Origin of the sequence: Acidaminobacter hydrogenoformans DSM 2784 (assembly GCF_900103005.1) — a bacterium.
Classification (GTDB): Bacteria; Bacillota; Clostridia; order Peptostreptococcales; family Acidaminobacteraceae; genus Acidaminobacter; species Acidaminobacter hydrogenoformans.
The window spans coordinates 362,946-386,261 of sequence record NZ_FMWL01000001.1 but is presented as its reverse complement, the minus strand read 5'-3'; the positions used below and the strand labels follow the sequence as shown (position 1 = coordinate 386,261).

Sequence of the window (23,316 nt, the reverse complement as noted above, 5' to 3'; positions counted from 1 at the left end):
TTAAAAGTGAGAGCGGAAGCTCTCTTTTTTTTTACAATGAGACGACATCTGATATAATAGATTAGGTAGTACTTTACTAAATGTTTAGAGAGGGCGAATTGCCATGAGCTATACTGCACTATACAGGAAATGGAGACCCAAGGTCTTTGAGGATCTGATTGGCCAAAAGGCTATAGTGGATACTCTGCGCAATCAAATTGAACACGGCAAATTCGGCCATGCTTATATTTTTTCAGGAACACGTGGTACAGGTAAGACTTCTACGGCTAAAATTCTGGCACGTGCCATTAATTGTCCTGAACGAACAGACCATAATCCTTGCAATAAATGTGAGATTTGTCAATCCATCCTGGATGAGACTTTGATGGATGTCATTGAAATGGACGCAGCCTCCAACAATGGCGTTGACGACATAAGAGAACTTCGCGAGAATGTAAAATACCCACCTTCAAGAAGTAAATTTAAAGTCTATATTATTGATGAAGTTCACATGCTGTCTACCAGTGCCTTCAACGCGCTGCTGAAAACGTTGGAGGAACCGCCAGATTACGCGGTGTTTATTTTGGCAACGACTGAACCGCATAAAATTCCAGCGACAATTCTCTCCAGATGCCAGCAATTCGAGTTCAAACGCGTTGGTAAAGATGATTTAATGGAACGGATGAATTTAATCTGTGAATCTCAGGGGATGTCATGTGAGCCCAAAGCACTTGACAAGCTGATCAACAGGGCTGACGGAGCTGTCAGGGATGCGCTCGGTCTCCTCGACCGCTGCCTTACATCGACTTCACAAATTTTGAAGGCAGAGGATGTCGACCAAATTTTAGGGCTCATTGGTGTAGATTTTTTGATGGATTTGATTGATCATATTGGCAGGCGTGACAGAAGATCTGTGCTGAATAGTCTCAATCAACTTTCAGAAAGTGGTGCTAACTTACAGGCATTTACCAGAGATTTGATCCTCGCTTTTCGGGATGTTATGGTAACCGCAGCCGCGCCAGATCACCCGGGAATGCTTAAATTTTCGGGTTTGCTTCCCGAACGTGTTATAGCCCAGGCAAAAATGTTTGGTATGAATGGCGCTGTAAAATTGCTTGAGGCCTTAACAGCCATTGAAACACAAATCAAATACGCTCAGAATCCATTAATTTTCTTGGAGACAGGTTTGTTGAAGGCTATGACACCAGGTTCTGTAGGTGCTGCAGAGGCCGTTGAGAGACTTGAAAAGTTGGAGAATGAACTTGCGCTTCTGAAACGGCTGATTAAAAATGGTGAAATGGTTTCAGTCAATCAGCCTCAGACACTTGCTGATGAGAGTCCTGATTATTTGGCCAATAAATCCATAGTCTCCGTGAGTGGTGTGCCTGACAATGAGATTGGATTCAAGTTTGGACTCAAGGAAGAAGCAGTGCAAGAATCCGAGAATGTTCAAAAAAGCTCCAATAGGGCGTCTGATTCTGGAACTCGCAACGCAATCAACGTAGACCCGGAAAAAGTTCTTCGTTTATGGCCTGAAATATTAACCTATCTTCAGAAAAACAACGGTCGTGTGTATGCTTTTCTGGTGGATGGCACACCCCTTAAGTTTGAAAAAGGACACTTGGTAGTGGGCTTTAAGGCTGACCAAGAGCTGCACATCAAGAAATTGAAAGAAGAAGCGAACCATAAGGTGGTGGAAGAGGCCTTTGAAAGTGTCCTTGGGGCAGCTGTGGGCTTTGTACTCGAAGTTATAAATGAAGCCAATCAGCAAAAGAAAGGACCAAGTACAGAAGACAGAATTAGGGAATTGCTTGGAGATATGGCGGATTTACTTGAGATTCAAGATTAATAAAGGTATTTTAACAATGTGAAAGAGGAGGAATTAATGTGGCTAAGGGTAGAGGTCCAATGATGCCGGGTGGCATGAATATGAATCAGATGATGAAACAAGTACAAAAAATGCAGGCAGATATGCAAAAACTTCAAGAGGAAGCCGAAAAAGCAACATATGAGGCAAGTGCAGGCGGTGGCGCAGTCATAGTGAAAGTATCTGGAAAAAAGGAGATTATTTCTATTAACCTCGATCCGTCAGTTGTTGATCCAGAAGACGTTGAAATGTTGCAGGATTTGATTTTGGTATGCGTCAATGAGGCAATGCGTACTGCTGAAGAAGCTGTTTCGAAAGAAATGGGCAAGGTTACGGGTGGCATGAATATCCCCGGCCTTTTTTAGGCAACCGACATGGTATATTTGCCACAGCCTCTTAACCTGTTGATTGACGAGCTGGCAAAGCTGCCAGGCGTCGGTAGAAAGACTGCCCAGCGCCTGGCTTTTTATTTGGTCAACGATAAAGAAAACAGAGCGGAAGCGCTGGCTAAATCAATTATTTACGCAAAGGAAAAAATTATTTTTTGCTCAGTTTGCTTTAATATGACGGATTCAGATCCATGTCCTATTTGTACATCAGCAAAACGAGACCAAAAGACGCTTTGTGTGGTTGAGTCGCCCAAGGACGTAATCGCAATTGAGAAGACGCGTGAATACCATGGCCTTTATCATGTTTTGCACGGTGCGATCTCACCTATGGACGGAGTTGGGCCTGAGGATATTAAGCTGAAGGAGTTAATTGTCCGGCTCCAACAACATGATGTCAATGAGATTATTCTGGCGACAAATCCCACGATTGAAGGTGAGGCAACCGCTATGTATATTTCCAAATTGTTGAAGGGAACCGGGATTATTATCACCAGACTGGCTCATGGCATACCTGTCGGCGGAGACCTCGAATTTGCTGATGAAGTGACGTTAATGAAGGCTATAGAGGGCAGACGAAGATTGGATTAAAATATTTCCCGGGAAATAGTCAGTCGTTAGCACAGGTGTAGAATTAATTTATGAGATAATGATGAGTTTAAAACATTTTTTTGGGGTATCTATCTATTTGAACATAATGAACAAGGAGGTAGCATAATGAGGGAACTGATACAAGCAAATCTTAGAACAGAGGTCGGGAAAAACAAGATCAAGTATATCCGTACCCAAGGCTATGTGCCAGGCGTCATTTATGGTCATAACAAAGAAACCAGATCCATTAAACTGGATCGTAAACAAATGGATCGCTTCCTGATGTACCATGCGAAGGGATCAACACTCGATCTCGAAATAAACGGGAAGACCGTTATGGCTGTCGTTAAGGATTTTCAAAGAAAAGGGCTTAAAGATCTATTGGTCCATATTGATTTTCAAGAGCTTTCAGCTAATGAAACAGTAAGAATACCTGTTCCAATTATCGTTAGAAATCGTGATTCGATTGAAAGAATTGGTGCAGTGCTCGAGGATCACCTTACAGAAATTGAGATTGAAGCTTTACCATCTGATTTGATTGAGCATGTTTATGTTGATGTGGACGGGATGGAATTCGGAGATATCATAAGAGTTTCTGACTTGGTTTTTGAGAACATGGAAAAAGTGGCTTTATTGACAGATCGAGATTTGACTGTCCTTGCTGTAAGCGCACCACAGAAAGAAGAGCCAGAGGCTTCTGAAGAAGAAGAAGTTAAAGAACCTGAATTGATTGGCAAAGAAAAAGACGAAGAATAGTTGAATAGAGTGTTCGTAAAGGAAGGATGGGGTTGTATAAGCCCTATCCTTTTTTTTTTGTACTATATCGCGGTGAGGCTAATCAAATGTCTTTAAAAGGCGTGAAATGTTGAGGTGAAAATTTTTTATTTAAAACGGGAACAAGATGGCAAAATATAACTATTGACAAAATATGGATATAAAGTTATAGTAATGTTAAAAATTGGAAAGCGGCGATTGAATGATAACTTTATTGTGGTATGAATCTCATTCCACTGTAGGAAGAATAAAATCGATCATGTCAGACTTACAGGACCAAATTGGCGGTGGGGTGGAAATGGCTATTCGCACCGAACTGGATTCGGTGACAACGCTTTTGGGATGCGCACCTGTAAAAACAGTTTTGTTTGAAGTTAACTCGGAGCACTTATTAGCGCGCTGGTCGTCTATCCAGACACTCAGGCTGAAATGGCCTGAAGTAAAATGGATCGCAATTCTAACACAGGGACATGGGGATGGGAATTTAATTCTAACAGGATTCGACGAGTTTATTGAGCGCGGAGAGCTCAACACGGGGACGTTAATTGACAGACTATACCGTCCAAGGACTGTCTATGAACGCACCGAGGCATTGGGTCTTGAAGGCATTGTTGATCAGGAACGCATTGAGGTCATTAGCAGGATCATTGCTGAGCAACCAGAAATCAGAGGTTATGAAGCGGAAGCTCTGATGTGTGGTATTCACACCTCTGAGAAAAAAAAACTAAGACAAAAATTTGAAGAGATTTTTAAAGTCACCGAAAAGCGTCCCGAATTCATAAATCAGCGGTTAAAACTTTGTGTCTTTGGAAATAGTGAGTACGGGTGTGAGCTCGGATGGGTGTTTTCAAAAAAATTCAAGAGGAAAACTTTAATAGTCGATGCAGACCGGTTGTTTCCTTCTTTGGACTTGCTTCTGGAAGCCAGAAAGACAGTGACGGATTCATTAGAGGGCTATGATTCTTATCAATCAACAGGTTTGAATATTCTGTTAGATGCCATTAGAAAGAATAGCCTAAACTCTGAAAAGATTATGAGTGCATGTTCGAGAATTAAGGGAAACAGTGATTTGTACGCATTGACTGGAAGCTATAACTTAAATGACTATGAATATTATGATAAAGATGACTTCATGCGACTTTTGGAGCGCATTGACACATGCTTTGAAGTCGTGATTATGCTTGTGAATGCCTTTATCTACGATGCGTTTACAGCAGTCAGTTTGCTTGTATCAGATAAAAATCTTATACCCGTGAGTGATGGTGTATTGGCATTAAGGTCTGCAGCATCTTCTGCGGCCTATGTGACTGAGCGGCAAAAAATTGATCGATTAAAGCATCAATTTATTGCTTATGACGCGGATGCGTTTTTTAGTCTTTCGACGAATGATTATGAGGCGCTGACGGGGTCGAGATATTTGGGTAGAATTCCGTCGAATACAAAGCGTGAGAAAGCACGCAAAGAAGGAAAGATGTATGGTCCTATGATGGATCGCATCACCCTTGAAGCTCATGAAAAAATAATTATCAAATTGATGCATGAAATGAGGGGATAGTTTATATGGGTGTCCTAAAAAGCTTTCACGAACCGCTCATAGAGCAGTCGGCTGGAGAACCCGGACGTAGGCTGGATCGTGAAATCGTGAGCGTCATAGAAGAGTTGGTTGAATATCACTCGGATTTGTTGGCAGATGTTGAAGGCAAACGGGTCGAGAGGCGTGTTCTGGAAACGGAAGTGATCAGAATTGTAGATAGACTGGGAAATTTGGCCAGAAGAGACAAGATGATCAAGCAGATCATGGACCATATGTTTGGTTACGGAATTTTACAAAGCGTTTTAGAAGATGAGTCGGTTTCAGATCTGATTGTCACACGTTATGATCATCTTTATGTCAAAAGATCCGGTGAGGTGTTCAGACTGCCGCTTAAGTTTGAATCCAATAGAGATTTTGAGAATTATTGCAAGCTGATCGTTATAAGAAATGGCGGCCTTTTGAATGAAACTGACAGTCACGCAAGAGTTTCAGATGATGCCTTGAGATTGAGGATCAACGCAACCATTGCGCCAAGGAGTCAGGGTGGCCCTTCTCTTAGCATCAGAAAGCACCGGTTTGTGAGTTATGATTTAGAGATTCTTAAAAGTATGGGAATGATGGATCCTGAAGCGCATGCTTTGATCGTTGATATGGCTTTGTCTGAGAAACGGTTTGTAATAGTCGGTAAAGGTGGGTCAGGTAAAACGACACTCTTGAGGGCAATTTTGAATATCATTGGCGAGTCTCAGAGGTTATTGATCTGCGAATCAGAGACAGAGCTTTTTCCGGACAGCCCTTCTTTTGTAGTACAAAGAATTGTCAGACACAGGCAGCCGGATTTTAGGGTGACGCTCGAGCACCTTGTCCGAGACGGTCTCACTATGAGCCTGGATGGTTATGTTGTTGGAGAGCTGACTGGACCCGAGGCATGGGAGTTCATCAAAGCAGGCTATACAGATCACAGGATCATGGGAACATTGCACAGTGGCGGCATTGAAGAAACGCCTATCAGAATCATGATGCTGTCTGATTTGTCACAAAAGGGGATCTCTGAAAAAACTGCCATGCAGATCATAACCTCCAGTCTTGACCGGGTCATTTACATGAAAAATTTTAAGGTTGAGCGAATCGCGGAAGTTGTGCGGCCTATGTCAGGCGCGACAGAGCATTCCAGCTTTAACATGTTGTATGAAAGAAGGTTTTAAATGTTCTCGGTCTATCACCTGCCAATCCTTTTGATCACGATTTGTTTGGGGTGTCTCATTCTTAGCCAGAACACCGTCGTGAATTTGGGGTGGATACTTAAAATAGAAAAACGTTATTGTGTGCCAATCAGGACGGTATACAATTTGTCTTGGATTCGAGTGTCTTATCTGATGATGGCCTCAATGACGGCTGGAGCTTTTGGATTTTTCGGTTTGTATTTTTTATCGAATAGCAGTTTGATTGGGGGCATTGGCTTTATTTGCGGTGTGTTATTGCCAGTTATGGCTTTTGAAATTGCGATTCAGAAAATAATAACGGATCAGGAGGCCTCTCTGTCCCTCATGTTTGGAATGTTAAAAAGATGGGCGTCCATACATCCGGATCTGATTCAATGTTTGTCGCGCGTGGCAGAGGAACCCTTGACGCCAGCACTTGGTATAGCTTTGAAGCGTTTACTTTTATCTGTGCAGCATGGTGTGGAAATCGAAAAAGCTTTCGACGATTTTTCGCTGGCACTGGATATGCCTCTCTTTAGGGATTTTATGATACATTTGAAATTTTCTGCAAGAAGCCGAGGGGACCTGGTCAAGCTATTTGACAGCTTTGAGCAGGAATCGTACAGATTGTATTTTGAGCGAAGCAAGAATCGTCTTGAAAACAAAAAGTTTAAATGGACGGTTTACATACTGAACAGCTCAGCTATTTCGTTGTTCTTAATGATGGTTTCAAGGCAGCCTCATGTCAGACAATTTTACCTGCAGAGTACAGCGGGCATTTATATCACAACGGGTTTGTCCGTCATGGTATTGCTGACCACCTGTCTTGCGATTTTTTCAGGCGCACCTGGAGGGATCAGAGGAAAATGAGTTCAAAGCTGATGGTAGTAACTGTGATCCTGGTATTACTGGACTTCGTATCTGCATGTGGTATAGCTGGGTGGATCACAAAACGCCAGTGGTATAAAAAAGTGTCCTTTAGACCCTCTGGTGAAAGAAGAGAACAGTCAGCGCTGGGGTCAAGAAATATCTTCAGGCGCTGGATCGCTCGGAACCTAAAACTTTACCAACAGGCCGGTTACAGTGAAAATGAAGCCAGAAAAATAGTTTATGCTTATGGATTAGTTACGGTTGTTCTTCCAATTTTAGCGGCATTCAGGAATCCGGCCAGAGCATTTCCCGTTTGGTTAATCGTAGAGCTTATTCGAAGAGGTCGGCTGAAGCAGTACAAAAGAGCTTTTGAGGCACAGTTCAATATGAATTTATATAAAGTGTATCGATTTCTATGCACTCAGCTTCTCGCGGGACATTCCGCTGTTGAAATACTGAGACATGTTCATTTGGCAGCGCCGGATAAAGATATGCGAAATGCCCTGAACGCATTTACAGGGGCTTATTTCAGAACATTGGATTTCGAACGTGCTTCTAATGAATTGACTCAGCGTTATCCGTCAAAAGCCTCAGAAACGCTGCTCACTATCCTCAGGCAGGGCATTGAGTCCGGTGAGGCAGTTGAGCTGATTCAAAGACAAGAGGAGGTGATGATTCAGAGATATTTAGAGTCCGTCGCTGTAGAGCAGGACAGGATTCAGTTCAACTTGATCCTGCTGATTGCTGCATCCGGCAGCATAACATTTGCGGTGATCGCAATTCCACTGGCGCTTCAGATGCTGCAAGCGCTGGAATCTTTATTTGTTTAACAGTTTTTATAACGAGGAAGTAAAACTGGCAGCAATTATTTGAGGGGAGGCCACAATATGAACGTGGTAATTATCAAGGGTATAAACCAATTAAAGAAGGCCGTAACAACACATCTCGCAGATGAAAGAGGGCAGTTCGCTGTAGACATGGTCATAGGAATAGTTGTATCAATTGTGCTGGCAGCTGTGATTGTAATGCCAAGCATGGAAACCTTGGTGGAGGATATGGTGACATCATTGACGACGTGGTGGGCTAATATTGAGTTGACCGTTTTCAAAACAAGCTGAATGCGTGAAGGTGGATTGCTCCTGGCTGGATTTTGTCTGGTATTTGTTCTCGGTGCTGGCGTAGCGCTGTTCGAACTGCTTACGCCCGTAGTTACGAAGGCCAGACTTGATACGATTTGTGCTTCCTTCAGTGAACAGATGGCGTTGAATCAGTCTTTTGCGGACGCAGATGAGGTGGAATTAGCCTCTTTACTGGTCGGCGCGGGGTTAGATGTCGTTGAGGTTTCTGTAGATTCAATCGAAAATTTGAAAAGAGGCGAAAAAGCGAAATTCTTAGTTGAAGGTGAGATCTCTGGCAGACTTATGACCAATTGGATAAGTTTTAACGATCACCGCTATATCTATCGCTTTGAGAGATTTGTTGTATGCAGAAAAATCCTAAATTAAACAACAGCGGAATAGCGGGGCTTGAGGTTTTGATTCTGTCATTGCTGATCGTAGTCATTCTTATAGCGCTCTCAGCTGCTGCTTTTGAATGGTATCTGTTTTACATTCGGTTGAATCAGGCGGGTAGCGCTTTAAAGTCAGCGTCAGAAAGGCTTCAGACAGAACTGGACAATACCTCTGCCTCAGGTGCTAAAGCAACCTTTAATGCAAATCTTGAAGCCACGCTGACGGAGGAAATTCAATCGCAATTCAAAGAAGAGGCTGAAATTAAAAATCTCTCATGGCATAGTACCGGAATCTGTCCAATGGGGACTGTACGGGATGATCCGCTGTTGCATCTGGTCGTTGCGTTTCCACATCAACCTTCTTTTTTAATGGAAAGGTTGACTGACAGCTTGGGTTACTCAGCAACTGCGATAAAAATCCATCTCGACCGTGAAATTGAAATAGATCAGTAAAGGAGATGGGAAATGAAGAAAAGAATGATGGTATGGATATTTGGGCTGATGCTTATAACCATGGCACTTCAAATCAGTCTGATGCGGATGGCGTCCAGTTCTGAAAAATTCCAGGAGGTTCTGATTTCAAATCAATTGTTGTATCCAGGTGATCCTCTTACGACGGAATCTTTTTCGACCGTCAGGATTGGGGAGTCCTCTTTGGAGCCATGGATGATCAAGGCGTCAGAGATGAAACTCCCTGCCTGGTCTTCTCGTACACTTCGGCAAGGGGAATTTCTCACACAGGATAGCCTCAGCCTCAAGCCTGATTATGACTACGCGGAAATTGCATTAAAACTGGAGCCCCAGGACGCTGCAGCTTATAAAATTGTCATTGGAGAAGAAATTGATTTGCTGGGGATCAAAGGAGACGACGCACTGATTCACTTCAAGACCATGAATGTCAGCGATATTCTGGATCAAAATTTGCAGCCCTGCGAAATCTCTATGCTGCAGCCAGTCTATTTGATTCTGACGGGTGAAAAGAAGGAGATCCTTGAATTGTGTCGAATTAAAGCTACACACACTTTTCAGGTCATCAGAAAAAAACCGCTGGGACAGAGAGAGGGTTGACGAAATTTGGAAGATATACATAGACACAGCGTTGATGCGGTTCTTGAGAAGACGCCTGCCTATTTGGCAGAAATACTCAACCTCATTCCAGAGTTGGTCGTTAGACTGGATCTGGATTACACCATAGAGTGGGCAAATAAAGCAATGCTTGATCTGGATTCGAAAGCCATCGGCAAAAAATGCTTTGAAGTGTTTCAGGCTTCTGAACTTGGATGCCTGCAGTGCCCATGTGTCCGCGCCATAAGAGAAGGGGCGGTCTCTGAAGGCATTGTCCCTAAGGAAGCTGAGGGCAGTGAGGGTGAATTTTGGATCAAGCGCGCTGAAGCTGTCAGGGATCAAGCTGGTGCGGTGACGGGTGCTGTCGTTATTGCCAAGACGTTGAAACAAAAGCAAAAGACGGGTTCAGAGGATCAACTGGAGAACTGGATTGCTGAGCTCGATCAGGACAAACAGAAAGCCGTACACAGGGAAAACAAAAATAGAACTTTGTTTTATGAAATGGTCGAGTCACTAAAAGACATTTTTGAGATCATCAATAATGATATTGACCGATTACGCGTGATTGAGCTTTACAGGGATGAACGGGATACTATTGAGCGTTTAATGAATCAATCTGATAAAGCGTATAGAAAAATCAGCAATCTTCATGAAATTTATGCTATTGAAGAAGGGCAGCTGGTGTTCAATATCGAACCCTTCTTGCTGACAGATTTTGTGGATGACCTTTATCACCGGTTCAGATTTTTATCAAAGAAGAGGAATCTGGATTTTTCGATTCAAGTGGATGACAATTTACCATCTGAATTGATAGGGGACCCTCTGCGATTGGGCAATATTGTACGGAATTTGCTGGAGAATGCTTTTGAACATACGGAGCATGGCGGGGTCCTCGTTCAAATCACAAAGATCAGCATTATTGAGGATAAGCTGAAACTTCGGATCAGCGTGAAAGATACAGGGATTGGATTTTCTGAAGAAAAACTCGAGTGGTTGAAGAGACTTTCAGATAATCCCCAACCGGAGGATATTCTTTCATCGCTGGGGGATTCGACGGGCTTAGGTTACGTTACTGCGTTGACTCTGCTTTCCAAAATGGGCGGCCGCTTGGAGATAGAAAGCGCTTATGGACGTGGCTCGGAGATTAATATCTATGTCTATGCCCAGTTTAACGGGAGCGGCATCAGCAATGAAAATTTGCAGTTCGACAATCAAAAACTTACAGAGCCATATATTACGGAGACCGCGAGAAGAAAACGCATCCTGATCGCAGAAGATGACGTCATGGGGCGTGTATCATTGAAACTTTTGCTCCAGGATGAGTTTGACCTCGATTTTGCCAGAACAGGAAGAGATGCGGTGGAGCGTTACTCTCGGCATAAACCTGATCTTGTTTTGATGGATATCATGATGCCGCACATGAATGGCTTCGAGGCTTATGATGAGATTGAGAAGCTGGATCGCTTCAGGTGTCCCATTATCGCTGTCTCCGCAAAAGTTATTGATTCCGAGCGCGATTATTTAACGAGCTATGGGTTTGACGAGCATTTGCCAAAACCCATTGAAGAGAGTTCCTTAAAGAAAGTCTTGGACAGATTTTTTAAATAAAAGTGAATCAGGGATGTTTTGTCAGAACGAACTCTCAAGGTTTGTGTTTTGTCTCGTAAAGATTCCAGGGTGCACCAGTGACTCCTGTGTTATAATGTTTGAAAAGACATGATAGCACAGGAGTTTTTATGATGATAAAGAAATTCAGATTACAGGCAACAGCGGCGTTTGGCATAGAGTCTGTCGTCGCGGACGAAATTAAGGCACTCGGTTTTGATCAAGTACTCGTAGAAAACGGAAGAGTGGAATATGATTCGGATTTGGCGGGGATCGTCAGGTCCAATTTGTGGTTGCGCAGCGCTGACCGTGTTTTTATTAAGCTCGCTGAATTTAAAGCAGACACTTTTGAGGCTCTTTTTCAAGGTGTCCGTCAGATTGATTGGGCAGCCTATATTCCTCAGGACGGCACATTTCCGGTCAATGCAAAATCAGTAAAGTCCACTTTATTCAGCTTGTCAGACATTCAGTCCATTTCAAAAAAAGCTGTTGTGGAAAAGCTTAAGGAGACATACAAAACAGAATGGTTTAATGAAACTGGCCCAAGATACAGCATTCTGGTTTCAATTTTAAAAGATAATGTGATCGTATTGCTGGATACGTCAGGCGAAGGGCTCCATAAACGAGGGTACCGCGAAAAAGGGAATGAAGCGCCATTGAAGGAAACTTTGGCGGCCGCTCTTGTTAGAATCAGCAGATGGCGGCCTTTCATCCCACTGATTGATCCATTGTGTGGGAGTGGTACGCTTCTGATAGAAGCCGCCCTGATTGGATTAAATCAGGCGCCTGGATTGAACCGTAAATTCGACTCTGAGCATTGGCACTGGATGCCTGCATCTGTTTGGGATTTTGAACGAAATACTGCCCGCAATATGATCAGAAAAGATACAAACTTTATGCTGGAAGGCTATGACATCGATCCGAGGAGTATTCGCATTGCTCGTGAAAACGCTGAAAAAGCAGGGGTTTCTCAATGCATCCATTTTCAAACGAGGGATGTTGCTGAACTGAGCTCTAAGGACAAATATGGCTATATTCTCACAAATCCGCCTTATGGCGAACGACTTTCTGACTTAAGGCAAGTTGAAAAGCTTTACAGTATCATGGGAGACCGGTTTGTAAAACTCGACACTTGGTCGTGGTATGTCATCACGGCGCATGAGGGATTTGAAGCTGCTTTTGGAAAGAAAGCCACCAAAAACAGGAAGCTTTACAATGGCAGGATCAAGTGTTATTTTTATCAGTATTTTGGTCCAAAGCCACCTAAACGAGTTGTGGAAGAATCGGAAAATATATAGGAATGGAGTGTTTGGGCATGCTTCTCGCTGAAATTGAGCGCTTGTTGAAGATTCGCAGGCCAACTGTGATTTCTTTGTGCGGGGCCGGAGGAAAAACCAGCGCATTATTTGATTTGGCAGCAGACTATAAAGTGCTGGATTCAAATCTGAAAATCGCTGTTTTGACGACGACCAGAATGATGCTTGAGAAGCCGCCCAGGATAGACCATTTTTTGTCAGTCGAGACCTTAGAAGAAGTGGGGACGCTGAAAGCTGGCATAACCATGGTGGCGCGCGGTATGGACGCGCAAGGAAAGATTTACGGTTTTGAGCCGGATGAAGTTGATCTTTGGATCTCTCGTTCAAGGAATATGGTTGCGTTGATAGAAGCAGACGGCGCCAATAAAAGGCCGCTTAAGGCACCCAGGGCGGGGGAACCGAGATTTCCCGGGAAAACTCAGGTCGCTATAGGTGTTCTTGGGGCAGATGCGTTTGATGTGCCTGCGTCTGGGGAGAATGTCCATCGGCTGCCCCTGTTTTTAGAGCTTACGGGTTTAAGCGAGGGAAGCGCAGTGACAGCAGAAGCCATTGTAAAGCTTATAAGCTCAAAAAATGGTCTTTTTAAGGATTGCCCTGAGACCGCTTTAGAGGTCGTGCTCATAAACAAAGCTGAGCGTCATCACGATTCATTTATTGAAGCTGTCAGATCTGATGTAAGAATGCCTGTGATCGTGACAGAGCGTGGCCTATGGAGATGAGGCATGCAAAGGGCGAGGGGCTTTGGAACGGCAAGGCGTTTAAGGTGATAATAATGGCAGCCGGCATGTCCAGACGCTTTGGGGGCAATAAGCTGCTGACTGGTTTTCATGGTCGGCCTCTGGCAGATTGGATTTTTAAAGCGGTTGAAGCGGCAGGCTGTGAGCCGGGAGATGTTACTGTGGTTTGGCATGATCCTTCTGTCGCGGTACTTTCTGAAGTCTATGGCTACAATACCTGTTACAATGCTGCGCCTGAGGAAGGGCAGTCTGTGTCAGTCCGACTCGGGATTGAGGCTGCAGGGGCAGCAAGGGCCTATCTGTTTTTAACGGCGGACCAACCCCTCTTGAGCGGGCAAACAATTGCGGGGATGCTGAGCGCGTTTCCACTGGGAAAAGGCAAAATTATGATGGCGTCCTGGCAGGGCAAAGTCGGGAATCCGGTTATTTTTGATGCCTGGTTTAAATCAGAGCTCTTGGAATTGACAGGAGATACTGGCGGACGGCGGATCATCAAGCTGCATCCAGAGGCAGCGGTACGGTATGAAGTTGAATTTGCAGAGGAACTGATGGATGTCGACCATGTCCAGGACTTGGAGCGTTTGTCTGAAATCCTGAGTTCCTATTCAGACTTATGATAAAGGGTGAGCATCATGACTGAAATTATCCAGGATAAGCTGGATCAGATAAAGAAAAGAAGACGACGACGAAGAAAACTATCCTTTGCGATGCTGCTCTTATCTTTTACATTTGTATTCGGTACCAGTCATGTGATCTCCATGATTCGCGAAGCCAGTGGGCTGGGACCTATTTCCATTGAAAAAATCAATACAGTCAGCACTTCAGCTGAACCAACCTACAAAAAGCAAAGTTTCTTTTATCCTGTGGTATCAGGCATAATCAAGACGGGGAACGAGAGGCTTACCTACATGACGGTCAGAGGTGAAGTCGTCTGGGAAAAAGAATTTTTTGGAAGCGACATTCTTGCTCATGAACGGAACGAAAGCTTCTATATCTGTGATAAAGCGACTGGTGATTTTTACGTTCTGGACAAAAAAGGTCAAATTCTATCAAAACTTGAGGGCTTGGGCAAAGTCGACAGATTTCTGGTTGGCTCGGACGGCTATACGGCTTTGTATTTGAAAAACGACAAAAAAATTGCGCTGATCAATCCGGAGGGGATTATGTCAGCGACGGTCCCCGTACCCTACGAGGATCTGCTGGACCTCAGCTATTCAGCATCCATGAAGCTCATTGCCCTGTCCGTTCTTGTCGTGGAAGAGGATTACTTTCATACAAATGTGCTGATGTTTGGTACTGATGGCAGAATGAGGGGGGCACGAAACTTCAACAACACCGTCCTTTTCAGGCTCAATGAAGCGGCTGGCGGATTTATTGGCTATTCAGACGACATGATCATTGCCTTTGATGACCAAAATGATGAACTCTGGAAGAAGATCATCGATCGCTCAGTGACGCGCCTTGAATTCGATTCCCTTGGGAATTCACTTCTGAATTTGACCATAAAAAATAAAGCCATAGATGATACCCGGGACGACAATGTCCTTTCCATGTATGATCCGGCTGGAGAGCGTTTCTTTGAACGTAAGCTGGAAACAGTCGTGGACCAGATGGCTATAGGGCCTGACCGTATTGCTTATATGGGAGATGGCAAGCTGCATATCCTCAACTTTTCCGGAAAGCTTCTTGGAGCCAAGACGTTGGATGACAGCTTGTTGGCTTTGGAGTGGTTGGATAAGTTCCATTTAGGGGTAGAGTATGAAAACCGCTATGAAATCTATACCTGCAGCTATTAAGTACAAGGACTGCAGCATCAGCCTTTCTGTTTGCATCTCGGAAAGGCGGGAAAGGGAGGGCTTTTAATGGGGTTTAATCTCATGGATTTGGTTGTGGCTGCTGTTATTATTGCTACAGCCATAAGTGGTTTAAGAAAAGGTTTTTTTAGAATGCTGATCAACCTGACAGGGGTTTTGGCAGCTTTTGTGGTGGCACTCCTTTTTCGGAGTGGTGTCGCGGAGTTTTTAAAAACACGGATGGAGTTTTTTGAGACTCTGGAAGTTCGGGTTTTTGAGAAGCTGACAGAACAGTTCGCGACACAGGGGTCAACCTCCTGGGTACCCTCAAATGCTGTCGCAAAGGCGCTTTCTGTGCCGGAGATGATGACTTCAGGTGACGCTGTCTCAGAAAACATCAACCAAGCGTTGTTTGGAGAGCTTTCGAAAAGTATAGCAAACGGCATTACTCAAGGCTTTGCCTTTATAGTGGTCTTTTTGGCAGTCATGCTGGCACTGGCTATACTGGGTGTCGTGACTTCAGCCCTTTCTGAGCTGCCGCTGCTGAAACAGGCCAATAAGCTTGCCGGGTTGTTGCTGGGTGCTCTGCTGGGTCTCATCAACGTGTGGATCCTGATGCTCGTCATCACCTTCCTGATTCCTCTGACGGGAAGTGAATGGCTGATAAATTCTTTGAATAACTCCACGCTGGCTATTAATTTTTACAATAACAATATGCTGCTGTATCTGTTATATTATTTTGTTAGCGGCTAAATAATGGTCGGACTTTCACAAAGCAAGGATCTGCGCTTTTGAGTGACTGCAGAAAGAAAGGGGTATTCGAATTGAACCAAAAAACAGAGGTAGACGCACGGGGGCTGACTTGCCCCAAACCCGTTATTCAGACTAAAAAAGCAATGGATCAGCTTACGAGCGGCATTGTGACCACTATTGTAGATAACGACACCGCGCGTGAAAATGTCATTAAATATGCGAAGAGTCAAAATTTCCGTTATGAAGTGAAGCAAGCCGATGGTTTTTATTACATCGACATCTATAAAACCGAAGTCATGTTTGATGCCGAAATCATGCCTCAGCCAAAACCAAAATTGTCTGAGATTGTAATATTGGTCGGTAAAAATACTTTTGGAGAAGGCGACGAGACTCTCGGAGAGGTACTGATCAAGGGTTATTTTTATACCCTCACTGAGTTGGAACCCTATCCAAAGTCAATTCTGTTTGTCAACAGCGGCGTTCAACTGACCGTTGAGGGTTCACCCGTCCTCGAACATTTAAGACTGCTCGAGTCGACCGGGGTCGAGATCTTATCCTGCGGCACTTGCCTCGACTATTACAAAATCAAAGAGAAACTGGCGGTTGGAGGCGTAGGCAACATGTACGCCATTGTGGAAACCATGCACAAAGCCAAAAATACAATTAGAATTTAGGAGCGCTCATGCTGGAAAAAAAGTTTTATGTCATTGCATTCGATTCTACGCATTATGCGATCAGTACGGAAAAAAAATTGGTGGCTTCAGGCGCACCTATCACAATGGTGCCGACGCCCCGGGAAATTTCCACAAGCTGTGGGCTATCAATCCGAATCAAGGATGAAAATCTGGAGACGGTCCTTGAAGCCTTGGAAGGCATATCCAAAGAGGGCATGAAGCTGTTCAGAATTGATCGAACTGACATCGCACAAAGATCTGTCGTCATTGAATGGAGGGACTGAGATGCCGCTTGAAATCCAGATAGGGGATATTATTGATACAAAAAAGCCGCATCCTTGCGGCAACAATCGCTTTGAGGTCCTGAGAATAGGGATGGACTTCAGAATCAAGTGTATAAAATGCGAAAAACAAATATGGATTTCCCGAGCCAATCTGGAAAAGAGAATAAGGAAAATCGAGAGACAGGGCACTCTGCTCAAACCAGAAGATATTAAAAAATAGATTGCCAAAATATTTGAATCGAACTTCAAAAATTGTAAATTCTTAATCCCAAACCTGAGAGAGATGATATAATGAGGTGAGGGATTTTACTTTTTGAACAAAATGGAGGTCGATTTTATGGCTATCAAGTTCGCGGACAGAATGGAAGGTATTAAAGCTTCTGAGATCAGAGAACTACTTAAGTTGACTGTCAGACCGGAAATCATTTCATTTGCGGGTGGGTTGCCCGCGCCTGAGCTTTTTCCCATTGAAGAGATGAAGGTCGTAGCCGTCAAAGTCCTGGAAGAAGCGGGCAGACAGGCGCTGCAGTATAGTCCCACCGAAGGCTTTGCGCCGCTCAGGGATAAAATTGCTGCGCGCATGGGCAAAGTGGGGGTTACCGCTAAGGGAAACGACATCCTGATTACAACGGGTTCTCAACAGGGACTTGATTTTGCAGGCAAAGTATTTTTGAATCCCGGGGATTACGTCGTTTGTGAAAGCCCGAGCTATCTCGGCGCAATCAACGCGTTCAAAGCCTATCAGTGCCAATTCATTGAGGTCGAAACGGACGAGGATGGCATGCTTATAGAAGATCTTGAGAACAAGCTCGCAAGTCATGACAACGTCAAAATGATTTATGTGATTCCAGACTTTCAAAATCCAACAGGTCGGACTTGGAGCCTGGAAAGGCGAAAGCGGCTTTTGGAAGCTGCCAGAAAGTATGATCTGCCTGTCGTCGAAGACAACCCGTATGGAGAACTAAGATTTGAGGGTGAAATGCTGCCTTCAATCAAATCCCTGGATACGGATGGAAGGGTCATTTTTCTCGGAACTTTTTCAAAGACCTTCTGTCCTGGACTGCGTGTAGGTTGGGTGTGCGCTGAAGAGGGCATCCTCAACAAATTCATAACGGTCAAACAGGGGGCTGATCTTCAGAGCAATTCCATGACTCAGCGTGAGCTCGATATGTTTATGGAGCTTTACGATTTGGATGCCCATGTTGAAAAAATCAAAGAGGTTTACAGGCAGCGCAGAACATTGATGTTGGATACAATGAAACAATATTTTCCTGAAGAGGTCACTTACACTTATCCAAACGGAGGCCTTTTTACCTGGGCTGTTTTGCCGCCAGAGCTTAATGCAAGGGACCTGATGCTTAAAGCGATCGAAAAGAATGTCGCATTTGTCCCAGGGGGATCCTTCTTCCCGAATGGCGGCCAGGAAAACACAATGCGCATCAATTATTCCAATATGCCGGAAGATCTTATTGTTGAAGGCATCAAGCGACTTGGCGAGGTCTTGCATGAAGCTGTGAATGCGCTTAAGAAATAGAGCGCTGTAAAGGTATTTGAAGCAGTAAAGATGTTTTCCTTGCATGGCAGTTTTTAACGTGATATAATACCCAGGTATGACGGGAGCCAAGTGGCTCCCTGTACTCTCTGTTCGGCCATAAAGGCCGGACCAAACAGACCATAGGGAGGTGCAAAATCAATGAGAAACTACGAAACTATCTTTATCCTTAAGCCGACTCTGGAAGAGGAAGTGAGAAAAGAACTGATCAATAAGTTCACTTCTATCATCTCCGCGGATGGCGAAGTCGAGAAAATCGAGGAGTGGGGCAATCGCAAGCTTGCTTACGAAATCGAAAAATTCCGCGACGGCTATTATGTTTTGGTCAACTTCAAAGCGGCTCCTACGCTGCCAATGGAGCTTGAGCGAAACTACCGTATCGCTGACGACGTTATCCGTTACATGATCGTCAACCTTGACGACAAGTAGTCACAAAGGCAGAGGAGTGAAATCATGAATCATGTCGTTTTGATCGGCCGCCTCGTCAGAGACCCTGAGCTGCGTCACATTGCCAGCACAGGAAGGGCGGTTGCCAACTTCACAATTGCAGTAGACCGAAATCTGAGCAGGGACAAGAAAGCGGAGTATCAGCAAAAAGGCATCCCAACCGCGGATTTTATTCGCGTCAATGTCTGGGGCCGCCAGGCTGAGACTTCTGCGCAATACTTGGCCAAAGGCAGAATGGTCGCGGTCGAAGGGGCCATTACTACGGGCTCATTCAAGACTAATACCGGAGAAACCCGTTATACAACGGAGGTCACGGCTAACCATGTGGAGTTCCTCGAAAGATCTGATTCACCCGGACGCAGTGGATCCTACAGTGATCCATCCATGGAATATGATCCGGGCGATTTCTCAAATGCTTCTGCAGATTTGGACGACGACGAGGTGCCATTCTAGAATTTGGTTAAAGGAGGGAAATAAAGATGGCTATTATGAAAAGAAGAAAGAAGCGCAAAGGCTGCAGCTTCTGCCAAGAAAAAGCTACGGGTATTGACTATAAAGATACCAGAAAACTTCAACGCTATCTGACGGACCGTGGAAAGATTCTTCCTAGACGTGTTACCGGTAACTGCGCAAAGCATCAGCGTGCGCTCACAGTTGCGGTTAAACGCTCAAGAATCGTTGCGCTGCTTCCGTTCGTCAACGAATAGAATCAGAATTGTAAGAAGTTGTTGCCGGACTGCCTGTGTGGACCGGTGCAGCTTCTTTTTTTTTTATTTCAATCCATTAAGAATGGTATACTTTAAAGAAGGATATACTTTCGCAGCACAGCGCTTTTGAACCTTTATGTGAGATTTGCAATCACTGCGGGATATTGTATAATATAAGATAGCATTTTAAGAAGCAACTTGAGGAGCTGAGCAGTTGATTCCAAGATCCAGAACCAGATCCATGACAGAAACGGCCATTGTCGCCGCAATTGGTGCCATTGCGACAATTATGGGATACTATGTCCCATTTCTTAATATATTTCTAATTTTTACAGCAATCCCATTCGCGATTATTACTCTGCGAAGCGGCATATCCTATGGTGTCGCGGGTGCCTTTATTGCCTCCATAATTGTGGCTATGGCCACAAATCCAATCTCGGCCTTGATTACACTCATATCAAGTGGTGTCAACGGCATTTTTCTGGGCGTCGTCGTCCAAAAGAAGCTGAAGGCTTGGCCGGCTATAGTCGTGACGACTCTGGCGACCCTGTTCTCCCTTTACTTATCTTATTATGTCGTTCTTCCAATTACAGGTGTTGACTTGAATTTGCAGATGGACATGATGATAGAAGAAATGAAAGTCACAATGGAAGCCATGCAGGACAGCATGAATGCGGATGCCCAAGCTACGGCTGAAAGTACGCAGATGCTTGAAAATTATACGAGAAACATGAAGCTGTTGATCCCGTCTGCAATTGTCATGAGTGCGTTGGCAAGCGCTGCGGCAAATTACATGCTGTTCAGAGTGATTCTGAAGCGTATGGGTGTCGCTTTGCCGGACATGAAGCCCTTTCGCGAGTTTCGACTGCCGGGCAGTGTGTTTTTCGGGATGCTGATCATGATTGTTTTGAGCTATTTGGCGGGTTATTTTGGACTGATACAGTCTGAAGCGTTGCTGGCTAATATCTATATGGTATTCTCCATGGCCTTTGTCCTTCAGGGCGTCGCCGTGATTGTTTATTTCTTCAAGCACATTCCTGGACAAAAACTTCTTAAGTGGCTTTTAGTGGTTATGTTGGCGTTTACTGGCGGGACAATCTATCTGGCGCTCCTCGGGATGTCGGATGTCATGTTGAATTTTCGAAAACGGTATGAAAGCCGTTCAATGATGAGGTGATGAAATGGGAAATTCAAAATTTCTCAAGCTCTTTAAACCAGATGCGAAAATCTATCTTGGCATTATAGGCGTACTAGTCCTGATCCTCATGTACTATAATTTTTATTTGGGTGCTATAGGTGTTCTGCTGCTCATCTATTTAAACGTCTACGCCTGGCGTGCAAGCCGTCAGAGAAACAAGCGCTGGCAAAAGTATATCGAGGAATTGTCCAGCGATATAGATTCGGCTGCGCGCTACGCCATCCTTAATCTTCCCATACCATTGACCCTGGTTGATTTTGACGGCAGGATTACCTGGTACAATTCCAAGTTCAGCGAAATAATCGAAGAACGCGAGCTTATTGGCACTGAGCTTGAGGGTGTTGTTCCAAGCCTGGACCTTGATGAAATCCTCAATAAAACTGAGACACCAGAGGTCAAAGTGGGGGAGCGTTATTACAGGGTGTATGCCAATGTCGTAAAGACAGATGAGAAGGACGCGTCAAGAGTGATCGTCATGCTCTACTGGATTGACGCGACGCCGTTCAGGGTGCTCAAGGACCAGTATGAAGATGAACGGCCTGTGGTTGCCTTGATTCAGGTGGATAATTATGATGACGTCATGAGTGAGACCAAGGAAGACAAACGTCCGTTCCTAACATCGGAAATAGATCAGAAAGTCAATTTGTGGGCTTCACGTATGAACGCATTGATCAAAAAATATCAGACAGATAAATATCTGGTGCTCTTTGAAGAACGATACTTGGAAAATCTGGAGGCCAAACGGTTTTCCATTTTGGATGATGTCCGCGAAGTTGAAGTGGGCAATAAGTTTCCTATGACCTTGAGTATTGGTGTAGGCGTGAACGGGCGAAACCTCAATCAGGCGGAAGAGTACGCTTTCAGCGCGCTTGAGCTGGCCTTGGGCAGAGGCGGCGATCAGGCAGTTGTGAGGAAAAAAGGTAATTTTGAGTTTTACGGCGGCAAGGCAAAAGCTGTTGAAAAAAGAAACAGAGTTAAGGCGCGTATTATTGCCCATGGCCTTAGGCCGCTGATTGATGAAGCTTCGAATGTCATCATCATGGGGCACAAGTATCCGGATATGGACTGCTATGGGTCGGCCATTGGAATTTACAGGGCGGTCATAAATCGCGGCAAGGATGCCCACATTGTTCTGACGGGTGTCAATGAAGCTATAAAAAATGTCCACCAAATGTTTTCGGCTAATCCTGTGTATCATTTTGTCACAGGAGAGCAAGCCTTGGGATTGGTTCAGAAGGACACCCTTCTGGTGATTGTGGATACGCACCGTCCTAATTATACGGAGTGTCCTGAGCTCCTTGAGAAAATTCCGCAGGTTGTCTTGATCGATCACCATCGGCGGGGCACTGAATTTGTTGAGAATACGGCATTAAAATACCACGAGCCGTATGCGTCCTCGACGAGTGAATTAGTCACAGAGATCCTTCAGTATATGGACAATAAAGTTACCGTAGAAAAAATTGAAGCAGAAGCCTTGATGGCAGGGATTGCTGTAGATACTAAGAACTTCACGTTTAAAACGGGCGTGAGGACCTTTGAAGCCGCTTCGCTGCTGAGACGGTTTGGCGCGGACACCACAGTGGTGCGTCAGCTTTTCCAGGACGACCTGGAGACGTTTATAGCGAAGTCGAGTATAGTCAGCAGCGCGAAAATCTACGACCACGGGATCGCGATTTCATTTTGCATGGAGGATATCCCCAACGCTCAGCTGATCGCCGCTCAGGCCGCGGATGAGCTCCTGGATATCCGCGGGATTTCCACCTCCTTTGTGATCTCCATTGACAAGGAAGGGTTGATATTTATCAGCGGCAGGTCGCTGGGTGACGTGAATGTGCAATTGATTCTGGAGAAAATTGGCGGTGGTGGACATATGACGGTTGCCGGCGCTCAGTTGTCGGGCAGTACACTTGATGAAGCAAGGGATCAACTGCTTAAAGCTATTAATGAATATTTTGAGGAAGGTGAAAAGTCTTGAAAGTTATATTGTTGAAAGATATTAAAGGCACTGGTAAAAAAGGGCAGGTCATTGAAGCCAGTGACGGTCACGCCCGAAACTACCTTTTTCCAAGAGGTCTTGCGAAGCCGGCAACGGACTCAAGTGTCCGCGAGCTTGAGCATCAAAAGGCGGCGGCTGACAAGCGAAAGGAAAAAGAGGTTGAAGAAGCAAAAGCCTTGGCCCAGCAGCTCGAAGCCATCAGCCTGAAGTTCGCCGTCAAGATTGGAGAGGGCGGGAAGCTCTTTGGCTCCATTACGACAAAAGATGTAGCGGAAGCAATCGAAAAGAACCATGGTATAAAGATAGACAAGAAAAAGATTGAGCTTGCGACAATCAAGTCAGCTGGAACGACACAGGCAGAGGTCAAACTCATGCAAGGCGTCCATGCCAAAGTCAAGATTGAAGTCATTGAAGACTGATTAAGACTGATTGAAGTCTAAGCTTCTGGATCTTATAGAACGTCCAACTGACCCTGC

The 23,316-nt window shown here is 44.7% G+C and carries 28 protein-coding genes; all 28 read left to right on the top strand.

What is annotated here, in order from left to right; all coding sequences use genetic code 11:
• Positions 1–103: 103 nt before the first annotated feature.
• The 28 genes from dnaX to rplI all read left to right on the top strand — a co-directional run bounded on the left by dnaX (position 104) and on the right by rplI (position 23,259).
• Positions 104–1,828 (top strand): DNA polymerase III subunit gamma/tau, encoded by a 1,725-nt coding sequence (gene dnaX / locus BLP63_RS01755; RefSeq protein ID WP_092589161.1) that lies wholly within the window; start codon positions 104–106, stop codon positions 1,826–1,828.
• A 59-nt stretch (positions 1,829–1,887) separates the two neighbouring features.
• Entirely contained in the window at positions 1,888–2,211 is a 324-nt protein-coding gene (locus BLP63_RS01750) for a YbaB/EbfC family nucleoid-associated protein (protein WP_330387054.1), read from the top strand.
• Positions 2,212–2,220: 9 nt separating this feature from the next.
• Complete coding sequence (gene recR, locus BLP63_RS01745; protein ID WP_092589159.1) at positions 2,221–2,823, top strand: recombination mediator RecR; 603 nt, start codon at positions 2,221–2,223, stop codon at positions 2,821–2,823.
• A 126-nt stretch (positions 2,824–2,949) separates the two neighbouring features.
• Positions 2,950–3,579 (top strand): 50S ribosomal protein L25, encoded by a 630-nt coding sequence (locus BLP63_RS01740; protein WP_092589158.1) that lies wholly within the window; start codon positions 2,950–2,952, stop codon positions 3,577–3,579.
• A gap of 277 nt (positions 3,580–3,856) precedes the next feature.
• Positions 3,857–5,152 (top strand): P-loop NTPase family protein, encoded by a 1,296-nt coding sequence (locus tag BLP63_RS01735; protein ID WP_092589157.1) that lies wholly within the window; start codon positions 3,857–3,859, stop codon positions 5,150–5,152.
• A 5-nt stretch (positions 5,153–5,157) separates the two neighbouring features.
• Positions 5,158–6,336, top strand: coding sequence for an ATPase, T2SS/T4P/T4SS family (locus BLP63_RS01730; RefSeq protein WP_092589156.1), 1,179 nt, complete (start codon positions 5,158–5,160; stop codon positions 6,334–6,336).
• Positions 6,337–7,203, top strand: coding sequence for a hypothetical protein (locus BLP63_RS01725; protein WP_092589155.1), 867 nt, complete (start codon positions 6,337–6,339; stop codon positions 7,201–7,203).
• On the top strand, positions 7,200–8,033 hold the full coding sequence (locus tag BLP63_RS01720) for a hypothetical protein (RefSeq protein ID WP_092589154.1): 834 nt from the start codon (positions 7,200–7,202) through the stop codon (positions 8,031–8,033). Before BLP63_RS01725 ends, BLP63_RS01720 begins: the two co-directional genes overlap by 4 nt.
• Before the next feature lie 57 nt (positions 8,034–8,090).
• On the top strand, positions 8,091–8,321 hold the full coding sequence (locus BLP63_RS01715; RefSeq protein ID WP_092589153.1) for a hypothetical protein: 231 nt from the start codon (positions 8,091–8,093) through the stop codon (positions 8,319–8,321).
• Positions 8,322–8,708 carry a hypothetical protein gene (locus BLP63_RS01710; RefSeq protein WP_092589152.1) on the top strand — a complete coding sequence of 129 codons (387 nt, stop codon included), beginning with the start codon at positions 8,322–8,324 and terminating at the stop codon, positions 8,706–8,708.
• Positions 8,687–9,166 carry a hypothetical protein gene (locus BLP63_RS01705; protein ID WP_092589151.1) on the top strand — a complete coding sequence of 160 codons (480 nt, stop codon included), beginning with the start codon at positions 8,687–8,689 and terminating at the stop codon, positions 9,164–9,166. The genes BLP63_RS01710 and BLP63_RS01705 overlap by 22 nt, the downstream gene beginning before the upstream one ends.
• A gap of 12 nt (positions 9,167–9,178) precedes the next feature.
• Positions 9,179–9,781, top strand: coding sequence for a CpaB family protein (locus tag BLP63_RS01700; protein ID WP_092589150.1), 603 nt, complete (start codon positions 9,179–9,181; stop codon positions 9,779–9,781).
• A gap of 6 nt (positions 9,782–9,787) precedes the next feature.
• Positions 9,788–11,386 (top strand): response regulator, encoded by a 1,599-nt coding sequence (locus BLP63_RS01695; protein WP_092589149.1) that lies wholly within the window; start codon positions 9,788–9,790, stop codon positions 11,384–11,386.
• 131 nt (positions 11,387–11,517) lie between these two features.
• Positions 11,518–12,681, top strand: coding sequence for a THUMP domain-containing class I SAM-dependent RNA methyltransferase (locus tag BLP63_RS01690; protein ID WP_207646392.1), 1,164 nt, complete (start codon positions 11,518–11,520; stop codon positions 12,679–12,681).
• Positions 12,682–12,698: 17 nt separating this feature from the next.
• Positions 12,699–13,418, top strand: coding sequence for a selenium cofactor biosynthesis protein YqeC (gene yqeC, locus BLP63_RS01685; protein WP_170829223.1), 720 nt, complete (start codon positions 12,699–12,701; stop codon positions 13,416–13,418).
• Positions 13,415–14,053: a nucleotidyltransferase family protein gene (locus BLP63_RS01680; protein WP_170829222.1), complete on the top strand. Its 639-nt coding sequence runs from the start codon at positions 13,415–13,417 to the stop codon at positions 14,051–14,053. Before yqeC ends, BLP63_RS01680 begins: the two co-directional genes overlap by 4 nt.
• A gap of 15 nt (positions 14,054–14,068) precedes the next feature.
• Positions 14,069–15,232 (top strand): DUF5711 family protein, encoded by a 1,164-nt coding sequence (locus BLP63_RS01675; RefSeq protein ID WP_092589146.1) that lies wholly within the window; start codon positions 14,069–14,071, stop codon positions 15,230–15,232.
• Positions 15,233–15,298: 66 nt separating this feature from the next.
• Entirely contained in the window at positions 15,299–15,982 is a 684-nt protein-coding gene (locus BLP63_RS01670) for a CvpA family protein (protein ID WP_092589145.1), read from the top strand.
• Between the two features lie 71 nt (positions 15,983–16,053).
• The gene (yedF, locus tag BLP63_RS01665; protein WP_092589144.1) at positions 16,054–16,656 is read left to right on the top strand and encodes a sulfurtransferase-like selenium metabolism protein YedF; all 603 of its coding nucleotides are present in this window, start codon (positions 16,054–16,056) and stop codon (positions 16,654–16,656) included.
• Positions 16,657–16,664: 8 nt separating this feature from the next.
• Positions 16,665–16,940, top strand: a complete 276-nt coding sequence (locus BLP63_RS01660) for a DUF3343 domain-containing protein (RefSeq protein ID WP_092589143.1) — start codon at positions 16,665–16,667, stop codon at positions 16,938–16,940.
• 1 nt (position 16,941) lies between these two features.
• Positions 16,942–17,160, top strand: a complete 219-nt coding sequence (locus BLP63_RS01655) for a DUF951 domain-containing protein (RefSeq protein WP_092589142.1) — start codon at positions 16,942–16,944, stop codon at positions 17,158–17,160.
• Positions 17,161–17,277: 117 nt separating this feature from the next.
• Positions 17,278–18,474, top strand: a complete 1,197-nt coding sequence (locus tag BLP63_RS01650; RefSeq protein ID WP_092589141.1) for an aminotransferase-like domain-containing protein — start codon at positions 17,278–17,280, stop codon at positions 18,472–18,474.
• A gap of 159 nt (positions 18,475–18,633) precedes the next feature.
• Positions 18,634–18,921, top strand: a complete 288-nt coding sequence (gene rpsF, locus BLP63_RS01645) for a 30S ribosomal protein S6 (protein ID WP_092589140.1) — start codon at positions 18,634–18,636, stop codon at positions 18,919–18,921.
• Positions 18,922–18,945: 24 nt separating this feature from the next.
• Positions 18,946–19,392, top strand: a complete 447-nt coding sequence (locus BLP63_RS01640; protein ID WP_092589139.1) for a single-stranded DNA-binding protein — start codon at positions 18,946–18,948, stop codon at positions 19,390–19,392.
• A gap of 26 nt (positions 19,393–19,418) precedes the next feature.
• Positions 19,419–19,646, top strand: coding sequence for a 30S ribosomal protein S18 (rpsR, locus tag BLP63_RS01635; protein WP_242870745.1), 228 nt, complete (start codon positions 19,419–19,421; stop codon positions 19,644–19,646).
• Between the two features lie 214 nt (positions 19,647–19,860).
• The gene (locus BLP63_RS01630) at positions 19,861–20,823 is read left to right on the top strand and encodes a YybS family protein (protein WP_092589138.1); all 963 of its coding nucleotides are present in this window, start codon (positions 19,861–19,863) and stop codon (positions 20,821–20,823) included.
• 4 nt (positions 20,824–20,827) lie between these two features.
• A complete protein-coding gene (locus BLP63_RS01625; RefSeq protein ID WP_092589137.1) occupies positions 20,828–22,819 on the top strand; it encodes a DHH family phosphoesterase in 1,992 nt (663 codons plus the stop codon).
• The gene (rplI, locus tag BLP63_RS01620; RefSeq protein ID WP_092589136.1) at positions 22,816–23,259 is read left to right on the top strand and encodes a 50S ribosomal protein L9; all 444 of its coding nucleotides are present in this window, start codon (positions 22,816–22,818) and stop codon (positions 23,257–23,259) included. Before BLP63_RS01625 ends, rplI begins: the two co-directional genes overlap by 4 nt.
• Positions 23,260–23,316: the final 57 nt, after the last annotated feature.